Annotated in this window: 17 protein-coding genes, 1 tRNA gene and 1 other RNA gene; 4 read left to right on the top strand and 15 right to left on the bottom strand. The window is 70.1% G+C overall.

What is annotated here, in order from left to right:
* Positions 1–10: 10 nt before the first annotated feature.
* Complete coding sequence (locus ACLJOK_RS21125) at positions 11–508, bottom strand: hemerythrin domain-containing protein (protein WP_030331463.1); 498 nt, start codon at positions 506–508, stop codon at positions 11–13.
* A gap of 5 nt (positions 509–513) precedes the next feature.
* Complete coding sequence (locus ACLJOK_RS21120; RefSeq protein ID WP_410820415.1) at positions 514–1494, bottom strand: aldo/keto reductase; 981 nt, start codon at positions 1492–1494, stop codon at positions 514–516.
* 70 nt (positions 1495–1564) lie between these two features.
* Here ACLJOK_RS21120 and mgrA point away from each other — a divergent pair, with 70 nt between their 5' ends.
* A complete protein-coding gene (mgrA, locus tag ACLJOK_RS21115; RefSeq protein WP_410820414.1) occupies positions 1565–2560 on the top strand; it encodes an L-glyceraldehyde 3-phosphate reductase in 996 nt (331 codons plus the stop codon).
* Positions 2561–2587: 27 nt separating this feature from the next.
* Here mgrA and ACLJOK_RS21110 read toward each other — a convergent pair whose 3' ends face one another.
* Complete coding sequence (locus tag ACLJOK_RS21110) at positions 2588–3508, bottom strand: lytic polysaccharide monooxygenase (RefSeq protein WP_410820413.1); 921 nt, start codon at positions 3506–3508, stop codon at positions 2588–2590.
* A gap of 124 nt (positions 3509–3632) precedes the next feature.
* Between ACLJOK_RS21110 and ACLJOK_RS21105 the strand changes: the two genes are divergently transcribed.
* Positions 3633–3755 carry a 50S ribosomal protein L36 gene (locus ACLJOK_RS21105; protein ID WP_030490864.1) on the top strand — a complete coding sequence of 41 codons (123 nt, stop codon included), beginning with the start codon at positions 3633–3635 and terminating at the stop codon, positions 3753–3755.
* A gap of 104 nt (positions 3756–3859) precedes the next feature.
* A complete protein-coding gene (locus tag ACLJOK_RS21100; RefSeq protein WP_410820412.1) occupies positions 3860–4120 on the top strand; it encodes a YciI family protein in 261 nt (86 codons plus the stop codon).
* Between the two features lie 67 nt (positions 4121–4187).
* On the opposite strand, the gene ACLJOK_RS21095 is transcribed toward ACLJOK_RS21100, so the two are convergent.
* A tRNA-Ala gene (locus ACLJOK_RS21095) sits at positions 4188–4260 on the bottom strand.
* Between the two features lie 88 nt (positions 4261–4348).
* Complete coding sequence (locus ACLJOK_RS21090) at positions 4349–4939, bottom strand: YqgE/AlgH family protein (RefSeq protein WP_410820411.1); 591 nt, start codon at positions 4937–4939, stop codon at positions 4349–4351.
* Positions 4940–5260: 321 nt separating this feature from the next.
* On the opposite strand from ACLJOK_RS21090, the gene mdlC reads away from it, so the two are divergent.
* On the top strand, positions 5261–6856 hold the full coding sequence (gene mdlC / locus ACLJOK_RS21085) for a benzoylformate decarboxylase (protein WP_410820410.1): 1596 nt from the start codon (positions 5261–5263) through the stop codon (positions 6854–6856).
* A 6-nt stretch (positions 6857–6862) separates the two neighbouring features.
* On the opposite strand, the gene ACLJOK_RS21080 is transcribed toward mdlC, so the two are convergent.
* From ACLJOK_RS21080 to pruA, 10 genes are all read right to left on the bottom strand, one after another.
* The gene (locus ACLJOK_RS21080) at positions 6863–7816 is read right to left on the bottom strand and encodes a hypothetical protein (RefSeq protein ID WP_410820409.1); all 954 of its coding nucleotides are present in this window, start codon (positions 7814–7816) and stop codon (positions 6863–6865) included.
* A gap of 45 nt (positions 7817–7861) precedes the next feature.
* Positions 7862–8371 (bottom strand): hypothetical protein, encoded by a 510-nt coding sequence (locus ACLJOK_RS21075; RefSeq protein WP_410820408.1) that lies wholly within the window; start codon positions 8369–8371, stop codon positions 7862–7864.
* 171 nt (positions 8372–8542) lie between these two features.
* A complete protein-coding gene (locus ACLJOK_RS21070; protein WP_410820407.1) occupies positions 8543–9220 on the bottom strand; it encodes a hypothetical protein in 678 nt (225 codons plus the stop codon).
* A gap of 71 nt (positions 9221–9291) precedes the next feature.
* Positions 9292–9667: a transfer-messenger RNA gene (gene ssrA, locus ACLJOK_RS21065) on the bottom strand.
* A 104-nt stretch (positions 9668–9771) separates the two neighbouring features.
* Positions 9772–10251 carry an SsrA-binding protein SmpB gene (smpB, locus tag ACLJOK_RS21060; RefSeq protein ID WP_124854050.1) on the bottom strand — a complete coding sequence of 160 codons (480 nt, stop codon included), beginning with the start codon at positions 10249–10251 and terminating at the stop codon, positions 9772–9774.
* Positions 10252–10400: 149 nt separating this feature from the next.
* Positions 10401–11276, bottom strand: a complete 876-nt coding sequence (gene ftsX, locus ACLJOK_RS21055) for a permease-like cell division protein FtsX (protein ID WP_238677720.1) — start codon at positions 11274–11276, stop codon at positions 10401–10403.
* A 67-nt stretch (positions 11277–11343) separates the two neighbouring features.
* Positions 11344–12024: a cell division ATP-binding protein FtsE gene (gene ftsE, locus ACLJOK_RS21050; RefSeq protein ID WP_030331491.1), complete on the bottom strand. Its 681-nt coding sequence runs from the start codon at positions 12022–12024 to the stop codon at positions 11344–11346.
* 118 nt (positions 12025–12142) lie between these two features.
* Positions 12143–13264, bottom strand: a complete 1122-nt coding sequence (prfB, locus tag ACLJOK_RS21045; protein ID WP_410820406.1) for a peptide chain release factor 2 — start codon at positions 13262–13264, stop codon at positions 12143–12145.
* 64 nt (positions 13265–13328) lie between these two features.
* Complete coding sequence (locus ACLJOK_RS21040; protein WP_238677722.1) at positions 13329–13844, bottom strand: PadR family transcriptional regulator; 516 nt, start codon at positions 13842–13844, stop codon at positions 13329–13331.
* Positions 13845–14021: 177 nt separating this feature from the next.
* Entirely contained in the window at positions 14022–15650 is a 1629-nt protein-coding gene (gene pruA / locus ACLJOK_RS21035) for an L-glutamate gamma-semialdehyde dehydrogenase (RefSeq protein WP_410820405.1), read from the bottom strand.
* Between the last annotated feature and the right edge of the window lie 264 nt (positions 15651–15914).

Raw genomic sequence — 15914 nt, 5'->3', positions numbered from 1 at the left:
CGGGGAGATGTCAGCGGTGGTCGGCGACGTACTGCTGTGGGTCCTTGTCGCGGAACGGAAGGTTGCGACCGTTCTTGTGCTCGCCGTAGAAGGTCAGCCAGCGTTGGCCCAGCTCGGCGCGGAGTTCGGTGCTCGCGTGCCGACGGAAGTCGGGCAGCGCCTCGTCCTCCTCCTCGGCCAGGTGTTCGCTGTTCTCCCGGCGGGCGGTGCCGACCGCCTCCCACCACTGGTCCGAGCCGACCGGGTGCAGCTTCGCCTCGGCGATGGCGTCGCGGATCTTGTTGTGGTCGCCGATCGCGTCGGCGGTCTCGTCCTCGCCGTCGTCGCCGTGCTTGACCAGGTGCGGGTAGAGGATCGCCTCTTCCGCCTCGGCGTGGATGTCCAGGTGCAGGGCGAGGGCGTCCCAGATGGCGAGCATCTCCTGCTCGTCGCGGGCGTCGTCGAGGCGGGCGAAGCCACGCCGGAAGGCGGCGTGGTCGTCCAGGATCAGCGCGGTGATGTCGTCCACTGTGCTCACTTTCCGGTTGGGTTGCCGAACCGGGCACGCAGCATCGCCGGCATGGCGGCGAGGCCGGTGATCGGGCGGAAGCGTTTCGCGGCCTCGGCCAGCGCCGTGTACTCGTCGTCGGCGAGGTCGATGTCGGCGGCGGCGGCGTTGCGTTCCATCTGCTCGACGCCGGACGCGCCGGGGATGGCGAGCACGTTCGGGTGGCGCAGCAGGTACGCCAGCGCGATCTGGCTGGGGGTGGCGTCGTGGGCGTCGGCGACCTGGCGCACTGTGTCAATCAGGGCCGTGCCGCGCTCCAGGTTCTCCGGCAGGAAGTACGGGTTGGCGCGCCGGACCGCGCCGGTCGGCGGGTTCTTGGCGTCGTAGCGGCCGGAGAGGAAGCCCTGCGCCAACGGGCTGTACGCGATGACCACCCGACCGGCCTGCCGCGCGTACGGCAGCAGGTCCTGCTCGGGTGCGCGGTCCAGCATGCTGTAGCGGACCTGGTTGCTGAGCACCCGCCGGCCGAGCGCCGCTTCGGCGACCTGCCAGCGGCGCAGCCCGTAGTTGCTCACGCCGACCTCGCCGACCAACCCGACGTCCTGCAAGGTCCGCATGCCGCGCATTGTGGTGTGGTCGGCGACAAGCGGGTTGGGCTGGTGCACCTGGTAGAGGTCGATGCTGGTGACGCCGAGCCGGGCCGCCGAGGCGACCGCCCGCTGCTGCACCACGGCGGCCACCGGCAGCACCGGCAGGATCTTGGTGGCGACCACCACCTTCGGCCGGTCGTCGCCGAGGGCAGCGCCGAGGATGCGTTCGCTGCGCCCGAAGCCGTAGATCTCCGCGCTGTCGAAGACCGTCACGCCCAGCTCGACGGCCCGCCGGACGATCTGCGCCGCCTGCCGCTCGAAGTCCGGGCCGTACCCCCATTCCCGGGAGCCGAACTGCCAGGTGCCCAAGCCGATCTTGGACAGCGGTTTGGGGGTGTCGAGCGCAATGAAACGCATGGCGTCGAAACTACCCCGATGTCCCGGTTTCCACGCCCGATCCGCATCACGGTGGGCCGGAGCTAGGCTCATGATCGTGACTTACCTCGCCGCGGATGACCGCTACGACACCATGACCTACCGGCGCAGCGGACGCAGTGGCCTGCGGCTGCCCGCCGTCTCGCTCGGGCTGTGGCACAACTTCGGTCCGGACCGCCCGTTCGAACGGCAGCGCGACATCGTGCGCCGCGCCTTCGACCTGGGTGTCACCCACGTCGACCTGGCGAACAACTACGGCCCGCCGCCCGGTTCGGCGGAGGAGAACTTCGGCCGGATGCTCGCCACCGACCTGAAGCCGTACCGCGACGAGTTGGTCATCTCCAGCAAGGCCGGGTACCTGATGTGGCCCGGCCCGTACGGCGAGTGGGGCTCGCGCAAGAACCTGATCTCGTCGCTGGACCAGTCGCTGGGCCGGATGGGGCTGGACTACGTCGACATCTTCTACTCGCACCGGTTCGACCCGGACACCCCCCTTGAGGAGACGATGGGGGCGCTCGACGCCATCGTCCGCTCCGGCAAGGCGCTCTACGTCGGCATCTCGAACTACAACTCGGAGCAGACCACGCGGGCCGCCGCGATCCTGCGCGAGCTGGGTACGCCGCTGCTGATCAACCAGCCGTCGTACTCGATGCTCAACCGCTGGACCGAGTCCGACGGCCTGCTCGACACGCTGGAGCAGGTCGGCGCGGGCTGCATCGCGTACAGCCCGTTGGCCCAGGGCCTGCTGACCGACCGTTACCTGGGCGGCATCCCGGCCGACTCGCGGGTTCGCACCAGCGTCTTCCTCAACGAGAGCGACCTCAGCGAGGCGAAGATGGCCACGATCCGCGGGCTCGGCGCGGTCGCCGAGCGACGCGGCCAGTCCTTGGCCCAGCTCGCGCTGGCCTGGGCGCTGCGTGACCCGCGCATGACCAGCCTGATCATCGGGGCGAGCAGCGTCGAGCAGTTGGAGACGAACATCGCCGCGCTGGACAACCTCGACTTCACTGCCGACGAGTTGGCCGAGATCGAGCGCCACCTGGGCTGAACGCCGTCGGGCCCGGGGCGGGTCGGGTCACCAGATCCGCCGCTGCCCGGCCCGGTGGTTGCGCACCTCGCACTGCCGGCCCACCGGTGCGGCGGCGCTGCGGCGTCGCCGTCCGGCACCGATCAGCAGCGCCAGGAGCAGCACGGCGGCGGCACCGGCCAGCACCGGCCACCGGTCGCCGAGGGTGGTCACCGACGACACCGGCACGCCCGGGTCGGCCGACGCCGCAACCGCCGGCTCCGTGCTGGCCGGCCCACTCGCGGCGGTACGCGGAGCAGCCGCCGCGCTCTTCGTCGCGGCGGCCTTCGCCGGCGTGGCGGTGGCCTTGGCGCCCCGGAACACCACGTCCGAGCAGGAGTAGTAGGTGTCCGGGGTGTTGGAGTTCTGCCAGATCGTGTAGATCAGGTGTCGCCCGCTGCGGCCCGCCGGCAACCGACCCGCCAACTGGTACGCCCCGGCCCGCACCGGCGGGTCGGTCAGCGTCAGAAACGGGCGCGACTCCAGATCCGCCCAGGTCAGCTTCTTGCGGGGGTCGTAGTCGGGCGTGGTGACGTAGAGCCGGAAGGTGCCCCGGTGTTGGATGGTGGTCCGGTACCGGAAGGTGAACTTCGCGCCGGTGGTCAGCGTGGTGCTGGGCCAGTCGATGCGGGGCAGGTCCAGTCCCCGGTACGCGGACAGTCCGCCGCTGCACAGCTCACCGTCCGGAATCCGTTCCCGATCTCGCCCGTTGATCGTGGAAACGCGTACGTTGTCCCATTCGCGGACGGCCGCGCCGGCTTCGATCGCCGCCCGGCAGGCGCTGGTGGCCGCGTACCGGCCCTCGGGGCCGCAGGCCGCCGCGCGACTGATCGGGTCGGTCGGGGCACCGTGGGCGGCTGCGGGTATGGCCGCCAGGGGCACTGTCGCGGCAGCGACCAGCACCGTGGCGAGGAGCCGGCGTACGGGCATGAGGATGACCTCCGCCCAGTGGTACGGGCGGGAGGCGGCAAAGGTTCGACGCTGACCGGCCGGGAATCTGGCGGGTGGGTGCGGCGTTTCGATACTCGGAACCGCTTGAACCGAGGAGGCAGAGATGAAGGTACGTAGCTCGTTGCGTGCACTGAAGCAGAAGCCGGGTTCGGTGGTGGTCCGCCGTCGCGGCCGGGTGGTCGTGGTGAACCGCGCCAACCCGCAGTGGAAGAGCCGTCAGGGCTGAACGAGCCTTACCGGACATCTAGTCGCCAACGCCCTGACCGGGTCATCCGGTCGGGGCGTTTCGCATAGGGTGCCTCGAGAGATCGCCCCGATGAGGAGGAGCCGGTGTTCATCTTGGAGCTGTCCTTCGGTGACGAACCCGACCGGCTGGCCGCCCGACCGGCGCACCGGGAGCGTCTCCAGGCCCTGCACCAGGAGGGCCGGCTGGTCATGGCCGGGCCGTACGCCGACGACTCCGGAGCACTGCTGATCTTCGACGTCCCGGACGCCGAAGCGTTCGCCGCCGTCGTCGCCGAGGACCCCTACTACCGGACCCCCGGGGTGACGATCGCCAACCAGCGGGAGTGGTCACCGATCGTTCGGTAGCGACGGAACCGCCAGCTACAGCAAAACGCCCTGGTCGGATTATCCCGACCAGGGCGTTTCTCAAGGGTGGAGCCGAGGGGACTCGAACCCCTGACCCCCACACTGCCAGTGTGGTGCGCTACCAGCTGCGCCACGGCCCCTTGCTGTCGTCCCGGTCGCCCGGCCACTGGGAAACTATACACAGACCGGCCCGCATGGTCATCTCGCGGGGTCCCCCGCCGAGCCGGGTCAGTTGAGCGCCACGTCCGGCGGGAAGTGCGCGACGGCGGCCATCATCCCGCCCTGCCGGCGCAGCACCATCGGCCACAGGTCGTCGGGCCGGTCGACGAAGGCGTCCCCGGGGAGCCCGTCCAGCACGAACCAGGACCCGTCGGCGACCTCCTGCTCCAACTGGCCGCTGCCCCAGCCGGAATAGCCGGCAAAGACCCGGATGCCGCCGATGGTCTCCCGCAGCCGCTCCGGGTCGACCGAGAGGTCGATCGTGCCGACCGCCCCGGAAACCTGGTGGAAGCCCTTCACCCGGCGCATCGGGTGCCGCATCCGGGCGAGGCAGATGGCCGAGTCGGGCTGCACCGGGCCACCCTCGAAGAGCACCGCCGGGTGGCGGGCCAGGTCGCTCCAGTCACCGAGCACCTCGGCCACCGGCACCTCAGTGGCCCGGTTCAGCACCACGCCGAGCGCGCCGCCCGGCTCGTGGGCGACCAACAGCACCACAGTACGGTCGAAGTTCGGGTCCTTGAGCGCCGGAGTCGCGACCAGCAGCCGCCCGGTCATCGACTCCATCGCTCGTCCGCCGATCGCCTGGCCCTCTCCCTGCATGCCACACACCCGTCAACCGTGAGCCCGCGTCGGGGGCCGGTCATCGACCGGATCCGCCCGCCGCATCGGGTTCAGCCGCCCTGTCAACGCCATGCCTGGCACCATAGCCTGCGTGCTGGGTGCTGGCTAAGGTCTGACCGGCGGGTGATCGGACAGTTAAGACGAAGGGCCAACGCACCCGGCGACGGACCTCCCGGTGATCGACCGATCGGGGCCACCGGCGGCCGAGAAACGCCCGAAAGGTCCGTCACATCCCGATAGATTCGGCTGATCGGGAGGGCGACCGCGGTTGCCCCTGCCCGCGACACGGAGGCGGGTGCGATGGCAACTGTCCGGGACGCGACGTACGACGTGCTCCGCACCCTCGATATGACCACCGTCTTCGGCAACCCCGGCTCCACCGAGGAGCCGTTCCTCCAGGACTTCCCCGCCGACTTCCACTACGTCCACGCGCTGCACGAGGCGACGGCCGTCGCGATGGCCGACGGTTACGCCCAGGCCAGCGGAGTGCCCGCCCACGTCAACCTGCACACCGCACCGGGCACCGGCAACGGCATGGGCAACCTGGTCACCGCCTGGCACAACAAGACCCCGCTGATCGTCACCGCCGGCCAGCAGACCCGGGAGATGCTGCTTCTGGAACCCCGGCTGGCCAGCCGCCGACCCACCGAGCTTCCGCAGCCCTACGTGAAGTGGGCCTACGAGCCGGCCCGGGCGCAGGACATCCCCGCGGCGATGCTGCGGGCGTACGCGACGGCTGTGCAGCCACCGGCCGGGCCGGTCTTCCTCTCCCTGCCGATGGACGACTGGGCTCAGCCAGCCGACCCGCCGCCCGCGCCGCGAACGGTGGCCACCCGTTTCGCGCCGGACCCCCAACGGTTGGAGGAGTTCGTCCGGGTGCTGGCCGGCAGCCGCAACCCGGTGCTCGTGTACGGGCCGGGGGTGGACCGCTCCGCGAGCTGGTCGACCGCTGTCGCGCTGGCGGAGCGGCTCGCCGCGCCGGTCTGGTCGGCTCCCGCCACCGAGCGGGCGGTGTTCCCCGAGGACCACCCGCACTTCCGCGGCGTGCTGCCGTACGCGATCGGTCCGCTCGCCGAGGCGCTGAGCGGGCACGACACGGTGCTGGTCGTCGGCGCCCCGGTGTTCCGCTACTACCCGTACGTGCCAGGCGGGCACCTGCCCGAAGGCGCCCGACTGCTGCACATCACTGACGACCCCGACGAGGCCGCACGAGCCCCGGTCGGTGACAGCCTGCTCAGCGACCCGGGGCTGGCCCTGGCCGCGTTTGTCGAACGGGTGCCGCCGAGCGACCGGCCGGCACCCACGCGGCGGGACGCACTGCCACCGCCGGAGGTCGGCAACCCACTGAGCGCGGACGCCCTGTTCGCCGCGCTGGCCGCACACTGGCCGACCGACGGCGTGCTGGTCCAGGAGTCACCATCCAATCTGTCCGCGCTGCGTCGTCAGCTGCGGATCACCCGCCCGGCGTCGTACTTCACGATGGCCAGCGGCGGCCTCGGCTACGGCCTGCCGGCGGCGATCGGCATCGCGCTGGCCGAGCGGGACACCGGGCGCGGTCGCCCGGTGGTGGCGGTGATCGGAGACGGCTCCTTCCACTACTCGGTGCAGGCGCTCTGGACGGCCGCGCGCCTGGCACTGCCGGTGGTGGTCGTCGTCCCGGTCAACCAGCAGTACGCGATCCTCAAGGCGTTCGCCGAGCTGAAGCACACTCCCGGGGTGCCCGGCCTGGACCTGCCGGGGTTGGACGTCGTCGCGATCGCGGCCGGCTACGGCTGTGCCACGCAGGTGGTGGAGACCCCCGATCAGCTCGGCGCGGCGCTCGCCACCGGGCTGCGCGCCGACCGGCCCACTGTGGTGCCGGTGCCGATCAGCACCGACGTGCCCAGCATCCTCTGAGCCGAGTCAGCGCGGCGCGATCGACAGCGGGGCACCGGTGAAGACGTCCAGCACCGGCCGGCTGCCCAGCGGCGCCGCGAGGGTGACGGTGACCGGCTCCAGTTTCAGCAGGGCGATGCATTCGCCGGTGGCCCGGGTGACGCCGCCACCGACCACCACGACGTCCGGCCGTTCCCACACCAGAGGCGTGATCCCGGTGTCGCACGCGCCGACGCCGAGCCGCACGGTCAGCCGGGCGCCGTCGACGGCGGCCAGGTCCTGGGCCGCCACCAACCCGTCCGGCAGCGGCCGGGGCGGCGTGGTGGGCTCGGGGACGGGGGTGACGGCCGTCGGCGCGACGGCGAGCCGGACCACCGGGGTGGCCAACTCCTTGATGGTGAACAGCCAGGCCGGGACCTGCGCCACACCCCGACTTGTGCGTACCGGCACGGCACCGAACGTGACACCGGTGACGGTGAGCGGGAGACACGCGGTCTGCGTGCTGCTCGTGGCCCACCCGTCGGGCCCCGGTTCGACGGTGGGGCCGCCGGGGGTGGGCCGGCCGGGCCGCTTCGGCCGACCCGGGCAGGGCAGTGGGTCACCCTGGTCGAGCTGCCGGTACGCCTCGGCGGCGCTGACCAACGGCAGCGTCAGCCGTCCATCCGGAAATTGGATCTCGCCGCCGACCCGGGTGGGCGGTATCCCGACCTGCTCGCGGTACCACCCCGCCCGGAAGGCGGCCTCGGTGTCGGGGGTGAATCCCGGGTCACCGGTGAGCAGTGTCGGGCCCTCCAACGGCACGTAGCCGGTGCGCCAGTCGGGGCCGGGCCGCCATGCCTCGGCGACCTGAGCGGCCCGCTGGTCGAACGCCTCCGCGCCGCGCGTCGGGCTGCGCGGGCCGCCGGCCGGACCGGCGTCGGTCGCGGCACATCCCGCCACGAGCAGCAACGGGAGCACGAGCAGCAGGGCAGGGCGATTCATGTACGGTTCGACGCCTTCGCCGACCGGCCGGTTCCCGACCTGGGCTCAGGTCTCGCCACCCAGATCCGTCTGGTAGGCCTCCCAGAGCAGGTCGGCGCCGCGCCGCCGATGCCGGGCCAACCTCCGCAGCAGGTGCCCGGCCCGGTGTCGCAGCTCATCGGGGTGCGTCTCGGGCCGCTCAGCGATCTGCTGAACCGCCAGGATCGCGGCGACGATCGCCACGTGGTCCCGGGTCAGCAGCCGCACGCCGTGGACCAGTCGCGGCGACTGGGTGAGCAACTCCCGATAGAGGCCGGTGGGGCCCTCGGTGACCCGGACGTGCTCGGCGAAGCCCTGGCACACCGGACGCAGCCGAAGGAGAACGTCATCGCGCCAACGCGGCTCGGTGCTGGTGACGGCGACGGCCCGGCCGAGGGCGTGCACGTCACCGGCGAGGCCGGCCGGGCGCGGCTCGCCGGGTAGACCGGTGGGATGTGGATCGGCGGGGAGCCCCGCCGGATGCGCGACGCGCGGTCGGGTGACGAGTGACGGCTGCTGGACCGGACCGGTGACCATGGCACCTCCCGCGCGGCGGCGCTGCTACCCCGTACCGCGATGGTGAGGCTGCCCGGCACGCCCTGTCCAGAGCCCTGAGCCGTCTCTTCTGCCCCGTTGAACCCACCGACCCCACCAGCCACGTTGGTGCGCCCTCAGCACGGCACAGGCCGCCTGGGACGTACGACCGCCTCAGTCGGTCGACCGGTGCTGTGTCAGTCGGCGCAGGTGGTCGGCCACGGCGCGCGCGTCGCCGGCCCGCTCGTCGCTTGGTCGACCCGTCGTGATCGCCTCGGCCAGCGCCCGCAGCTCGGACGGCGGCAGCACGGGCAACCCCATGCCGCGCAGTGGGATGGTGACCCGCCGGGCACTTCCCGGGTCGGTCGCGAGGACGGCCCGCAGCTGCGGTTGGCCGGCCGGACCGTCGTCGTCCGCCTCGCGGTACGACACCGCGCCGGACTCGATCCGGGCGGTGGCGAGGTCGACGGTGCGGGTGCGCAACGCACCTCGTACCCGTGCACGGCTGCCGTCCAGCCAGGCGGCCGTGCGGAGCACCCGCAGCACCAGGTAGAGGCCGAGCAGGACGAAGGGCAGGCCACACAGGCCGATGAACGGGCTGGGACCGGACTGGTTCGGGTCGGCGGAGTCGCGCAGCGCGGGCGGCAGCAGCCCCGGTGGCAGGTCGCGAGCCTCCTCATAGGAGGCGAACGCGTCACCCGGGCCGGTCAGTCGGCGCAACAGCCCGTCGGCGACGAGGGGCAGCGCCACGAACGCCGCGCCGACGGCCGTGAGCAGGACGCCGGCCACCACCGCCACGACGCGCTGGCCGGGCGACGCGCCGACCGACAGGCGCAGCTCCTGGTTGGTCACAAGGGGCAGCGTAAGACCCTCTCGACACAACAAAGCGCCCCGGCTGGTCAGCCGGGGCGCTTCGTTCGAGGTGGTGGAGGTGCCGGGAATCGAACCCGGGTCCTTCGCCGGTTTGTCAGGGCTTCTCCGAGCGCAGCTCGCTGTGCCTCTACTCGGCCCCACCGCTCACGCGAGCAAGTTGGTGTGACGGGCCCAGTCGCTGATTAATCTCGCCGCACGGACCCCGCGACCGGGTCCGATTGGCCAGCCTCCTAGCTGATGCCGGCTACTGGGACGAAGGCGTTCCCAGGCCGACAGACTTAGCTACTCGCCTCAGGCGGCGAGAGCGAAGTCAGCGCGATTTTGCTTGGCGCTTATAAGTTTCCGACGACCGATTCTCGAGACGACGTCGGCTTCCTCGGCTCGCTTCCCCTGTCGCTGCGTACGAAGTCGAAACCAGTCACCCCCTCGACAGGCCGCCGATGTGGCGGCACTGACAAGACTAACGCCTGCCGCAACAGCTTTCATCCCGAGCCCCGGGCCGGCACGCCGACCCGGACAAACAGGATGAACTAGTCGTCCATGCCCTTGCCGCGCCGACCGGAAACCCGGGCGATCTCCCGGTCCGCGTCCCGCTTGGCGAGGTCCTGACGCTTGTCGTACGACTTCTTGCCCTTGGCCAGGGCGATCTCGACCTTGGCCCAGCCGTCCGAGAAGTAGACCTGCAACGGGACGATGGTGAAACCGCCCTCGCGGGTCCTGCCGAGGAGCTTGTCGATCTCGCCCCGGTTGAGCAGCAGCTTGCGGGTACGCCGGGGCTCATGGTTGGTCCAGGTGCCCTGGGTGTACTCCGGGATGTGCATCGCGTGCAGGAACAACTCGCCGTCACGTTCCTGCGCGAAGGCGTCGACAAGTGACGCACGCCCGGCCCGAAGCGACTTCACCTCGGTGCCGGTCAGCGCCATGCCCGCCTCGTACGTGTCGAAGATGGCGTAGTCGTGACGCGCCTTCTTGTTGGAGGCGACCACCTTGCGCCCCTTTTCCCGTGGCATCGGTGCCACCCCCTCTCCTGGCGTCCGCGGCCGGGCTCACCCCGGCCGGACAACCGATCATGCTACCCGAATGACAAGGACCCTCCCGCGCCGTTTATTTCCGGCTGCGGGAGGGCCCTCGGGAGACGACGGGACGACCCGTACGGTGCCTAGACCCGCAGGTAGAAGCGCAGGGTGATCCAGGCGGTGCCCGCGCTGACCAGACCACCGACGCCAGCCATCAGCGGGAAGATGAACAGGATGTCGCCCCAGGTGATCGGCGAGAGCAGACCCTGCAACGCGCTCAACGACCCGTCGAAGAGCAGATACTTCGCCGCGACCAAAGCCACCAGACCGAGCAGTGAACCGATCAGGCCGGCCACCACGGCCTCCAGCACGAACGGCGCCTGGATGAACCAGTTGGACGCGCCGACCAGCTTCATAACCGCCACCTCACGCCGCTTGCTGTACGCGGCCACCTGAATGGTGTTCGCGACCAGCAGCAGGGCGGCGACCGCCATCACGATGGCGGCAGCCAGGGCGATGTTCTGGATCGAGGTGAGGATGTTGAAGATCTTGTCGAGCAGTCGACTCTGGTCGATGATCTCCTCGACGCCCGCGGTGTCCTTGTACTGGTCGTAGACGTCCTTGTACTGCTCCGGGTTGTTCAGCTTGAGCCGGAACGCCTCGGGCAGCTGGTCCGGCTTCACGGCGTTCACCAGGTCCGGCGCGTCCTGGTACATCTCCTTGAAGCGCTTGTACGCCTCGTCCTTGTTGACATAGAAGACGTCCTTGACCAGGGGGTCGCCATCGAGCTTGGTCTGGAGGTCGGTGCGCTCCTGCTCGGTCACCTCCTGGGTCAAGAAGATCGAGACTTCGATGTTCTTGTAGTAGAGGTCCTTCATGTCGTCGACCTGGCGGTACATGAGACCGCTGGCGCCGAGCATGGTCAGCGAGACCGCCATCGTGATGATCATCGCGATGGACATGGTCACGTTGCGCCACAGTCCGACCAGTACCTCGGACAGGACGTATTTCACGCGCATCGGGATTTCCTCCGGGTCTCCGGCATGAGGTGTTCGTCGTCAGGCTGCGCAGGGGTGGAGCGCCGGCTCACCCGTAGACGCCGCGGGCCTGGTCACGCACGATGCGACCGCTCTCAATTTCAACGACGCGGCGGCGCATCTGGTTCACGATGTTGGAGTCGTGGGTGACCATCACGACGGTCGTGCCGGTGCGGTTGATCCGGTCCAGCAGGCGCATGATCTCGATCGAGGTGTCCGGGTCCAGGTTTCCGGTGGGCTCGTCCGCCAGCAGGATCAGCGGACGGTTCACGAACGCCCGGGCGACGGCGACCCGCTGCTGCTCACCACCGGAGAGTTCGTGCGGGTAGCGGTGCTCCTTGCCACCGAGCCCGACCAGCTCCAGCACCTCCGGCACGACCCGGCGGGCAACCGCCTTCGTCTTGCCGATCACCTCGAGGGCGAACGCCACGTTCTCGTAGGCGGTGCGGTTGGGCAGCAGCCGGAAGTCCTGGAAGACACAGCCGATCGAACGCCGGAAGTGGGGTCGCTTCCAGGAGCGCATCGACGTGACGTCCTTGCCGTTGACGACGACGCGGCCCTTGTTGGGGGCCACCTCGTGCAGCAGCATTTTGATGATCGTGGACTTGCCGGAGCCGGATGGACCGATGAAGAAGACGAACTCGCCCTTCTCGATCGAGACGGACACGTTGTCGAGCGAAGGCCGGGACGCCTTCGGGTACGTCTTCGTCACTTGCTCAAGCTGAATCACGGGTGGTGAGTCTACGCGGTGTAACAACTGAGCCAAGCCCCACGCCCCGCCGATCCGGCACGAGTCGTCGAATCAGGCCTCTACCTGGAGATCGATGACGCGCTCCGCCCGCGCGCCGTCACGCACCGTCGTTGGCGAGTTGACGCTGCTTGCGCCAACGGATGCCGGCCTCAATGAAATCGTCGAGGTCGCCGTCGAAGACCCCGCTCGGATTGCCGGTCTCCTGCTCGGTTCGGAGATCCTTCACCATCTGATACGGGTGCAGGACGTAGGAGCGCATCTGGTCGCCCCACGAGCTCGTGCCGCCGCTCTTGAGGCCGGCCATCTTCTCTTCCTCCTCCTGGCGCTTGCGCTCCAGCAGTCGGGCCTGGAGCACCCGCAGCGCGGAGGCCTTGTTCTGCAACTGGGACTTCTCGTTCTGGCAGGTCACCACGATGCCGGTCGGGATGTGCGTCAGGCGCACCGCCGAGTCGGTGGTGTTGACGCTCTGCCCACCTGGCCCGGAGGAGCGGTAGACGTCGACCCGAACCTCGTTCTCCGGGATGTCGATGCTGTCGGTCTGCTCGGTGACCGGCAGAACCTCGACGCCCGCGAAGCTGGTCTGCCGACGCCCCTGGTTGTCGAACGGGCTGATCCGGACCAGCCGGTGCGTGCCCGACTCGACGCTGAGCGTGCCGTACGCGTACGGCACCTTGACCGCGAAGGTGGCCGACTTGAGGCCCGCCTCCTCGGCGTACGAGGTTTCGTAGACCTCGGTCGGGTAGCCGTGCCGCTCCGCCCAGCGCAGGTACATCCGCAGCAGCATCTCGGCGAAGTCCGCGGCGTCCACGCCACCCGCGCCGGCCCGGATGGCAACCAGCGCCTCACGGGAGTCGTACTCGCCGGAGAGGAGGGTGCGGACCTCCATCTCCTGGATGGCCTTGGTCAGCCCGGTGATCTCCGACTCGACCTCGGTCAGCACACCCGGGTCGGCCTCGGCCTCGGCCAGCTCCAGCAGCACCTGGGCGTCGTCGAGGCCGGAACGCAGGCTGCCCAGCTTGCTGATCTCGCCGTTGACGTACGACAGCTGCGAGGTGACCTGCTGGGCCTTGGCCTGGTCGTCCCACAGGTCGGGGGCGGAGGCCTCCTGCTCAAGGCGGGCCTTGTCCTCGTGCAGACGGTCGATGTTGAGGACGGCCTCGATGTTTCGCAGGGTCGCGTCGAGTTCCTTGAGCTGTTCGGCGTAATCGGCAGCGGTCACGACACACAAGCGTACTGTGCCGCAGGCTGCGCAGCTCGTTGTGGATGCGCGAACTGGCCGGACGTCACCCGACGGGGGCGGACTTCAACCACGACAGAGCCGCCCGGTGGTAGGCGACGGCGAACTCCAGCGCGCTGGCGTCGTACGTCTCGCCGTCCCGTTTGGCGTTCTTCACCTGCTCCCGGACCTGGGCGAGGGCCTCGGTGTGGTATTCGTTGGCCGAGGCGTACAGGCCCTTCAGCTGGCTGGCGGAGTGCAGGTTGCCGAAGGCCATCCGGAGCGCTATCGGGTTGCGGATGGTGTCCCGCCCCGGGTTCTCCGCGAGCCAGCGGGAAAACGTCCGTTTTCCGCTGGCGGTGAGTGAGTACGGCTGACTCATCCGCGGGCCCGGCTTACCGAGCCGCACGAAACCTCGCTCAGCCAGCACCGGCAACTCGCGGTACACCTGACTGCGGGTCATCGACCAGTACGGCGCCAGACGGCGCTCAGCGGCGGCCATCAACTGACCGCCTGTCATCGGGCCCTCGTGGAGGAGGCCGAGCAGGGCCGCCGCCGTAGGGTTGACTCCGGAATCCGCCATGCCCACTACGCTGCCACTTTGCGCACCCGGCGTCCAGGATTTGCCGGTTTGCCACCCGACAGGACTTCCTAAGTGCACTGTCGGCGGCAGACTGTCCGTTGAGGACTATCGATGGATTGCCACATTCCGGGCGTCCGCCGGCGGCGCCCACGCGCGCCGCCGGCGGGTCGGCGCCGGTCAGCCCATGTGGGGGTACGTGTGGTCGGTCGGAGGCACGAAGGTCTCCTTGATCGTCCGCGGGGAGACCCAGCGGACCAGGTTGAGCCAGGAGCCGGCCTTGTCGTTGGTGCCGCTGGCGCGGGCGCCACCGAAGGGCTGCTGCCCGACCACCGCGCCGGTCGGCTTGTCGTTGATGTAGAAGTTGCCGGCCGCGTACCGCATGCGCTCACCGACCGACTCGACGACCCGGCGGTCGGTGGCGAACACCGAGCCGGTCAGCGCGTACGGGGCGATCGACTCGGCCTGCGCGACCACCTCGTCGAACCGGGCGTCGTCGAACACGTGCACGCCCAGGATCGGCCCGAAGTACTCGGTGGTGAAGGTCTCGTGGGCGGCATCGCCGCACTCGAAGAGCGTCGGTCGCACGAAGTAGCCGACCGAGTCGTCGGCGGTGCCACCGGCCAGCACCCGGCAGCTGTCGTCGCCGGCGATCAGCTCCAGCGCGGCGGTGTGCCGGGCGAACGCCTTGTCGTCGATCACCGCGCCGCCGAAGTTGCCGAAGTCGGCCACGTCACCGTAGGTCAGCGAGTCGGCGGTGGCGGCCAGCCGGTCCCGCAGCCCACCCTCCCAGAGCGAGCGCGGCACGTACGCCCGCGAGGCCGCCGAGCACTTCTGGCCCTGGTATTCGAACGCGCCGCGGATCAGCGCGGTGTGCAGCGCGTCAACGTCGGCGCTGGTGTGCGCGACGACGAAGTCCTTGCCGCCGGTCTCGCCGACCAGGCGCGGGTAGCCCCGGTAACGGGAGATGTTGTCGCCCACGGTCCGCCACAACTGCTGGAAGACCTTCGTCGAACCGGTGAAGTGGATGCCGGCCAGATCCGGGTCGGCGAGCACGACATCGGAGACCTCCTCGCCCCGGCCGGTGACCATGTTGATCACGCCGGGCGGCAGGCCGGCGGCCTCGAACAGCCGCATGGTGAAGTGCGCGGCGAACTGCTGGGTCGGGCCCGGCTTCCAGACCACAGTGTTGCCCAGCAGGGCCGGTGCCGACGGCAGGTTGCCGGCGATGGCGGTGAAGTTGAACGGGGTGACCGCGTAGACGAAGCCCTCCAGCGGGCGGTGGTCGAAGCGGTTCCAGACGCCGGGCGAGGACGCCGGCTGCTCCTCGAGCAGGCGACGCGCGAAGTGCACGTTGAACCGCAGGAAGTCGATGAACTCGCACGCCGCGTCGATTTCCGCCTGGATCGCGGTCTTCGACTGGCCGAGCATGGTGGCGGCGTTGAGCGTGTCCCGCCAGGGACCGGCGAGCAGCTCGGCGGCGCGCAGGAAGATCGCGGCGCGCTCCTCGAAGGGCAGCGCCCGCCACATCGGCGCTGCATCCTTGGCCGCCCTGGTCGCGGCGCGCGCGTCGTCGTGGGTGGCGTGCGCGGTCACCCCCAGCACGCGGGCGTGCTTGTGCGGCTGCACCACGTTGATCGGGTCGCCGCCGGCCATCCGCTGCTCACCGCCGATGGTCATCGGCAGGTCGATGCGCTCGGCGGCGAGCTCGGTCAGCCGCCGCTGGAGCCGGTCCCGGTCGGGGCTGCCCGGCTCGTAGTTGCGAACCGGCTCGTTGCGCGGCTCGGGAACGGAGAACACGGCATCCATCAAGGCTCCTGGCGATCTCGACAGCAGTGGCGAAACCGGACCCGCGGGCACCGACCGGATGGCCGGACACCGGACGCCACACGGGAGGCCGAGCAGCGGCGGGACCTCCCATGATTCTCCCACGACGGGCCATGCGACCCACGTCCGCCACCGCCCTGCGCCAAGGACCGCCCCACCCCTCCTCTCCTTACCGACCGGCCTCGATCCGTCCCGCTGTCCCAGGGCGACAGGCAGCCCAGCGGGCCCGCGTACCCTGAATGGTCG

Origin of the sequence: Micromonospora sp. 050-3, from assembly GCF_046549335.1 — a bacterium.
GTDB classification, from domain to species: domain Bacteria; phylum Actinomycetota; class Actinomycetes; order Mycobacteriales; family Micromonosporaceae; genus Micromonospora; species Micromonospora trifolii.
The sequence above is the reverse complement of the archived record's forward strand: the minus strand, read 5'-3'. Positions and strand labels throughout refer to the sequence as shown.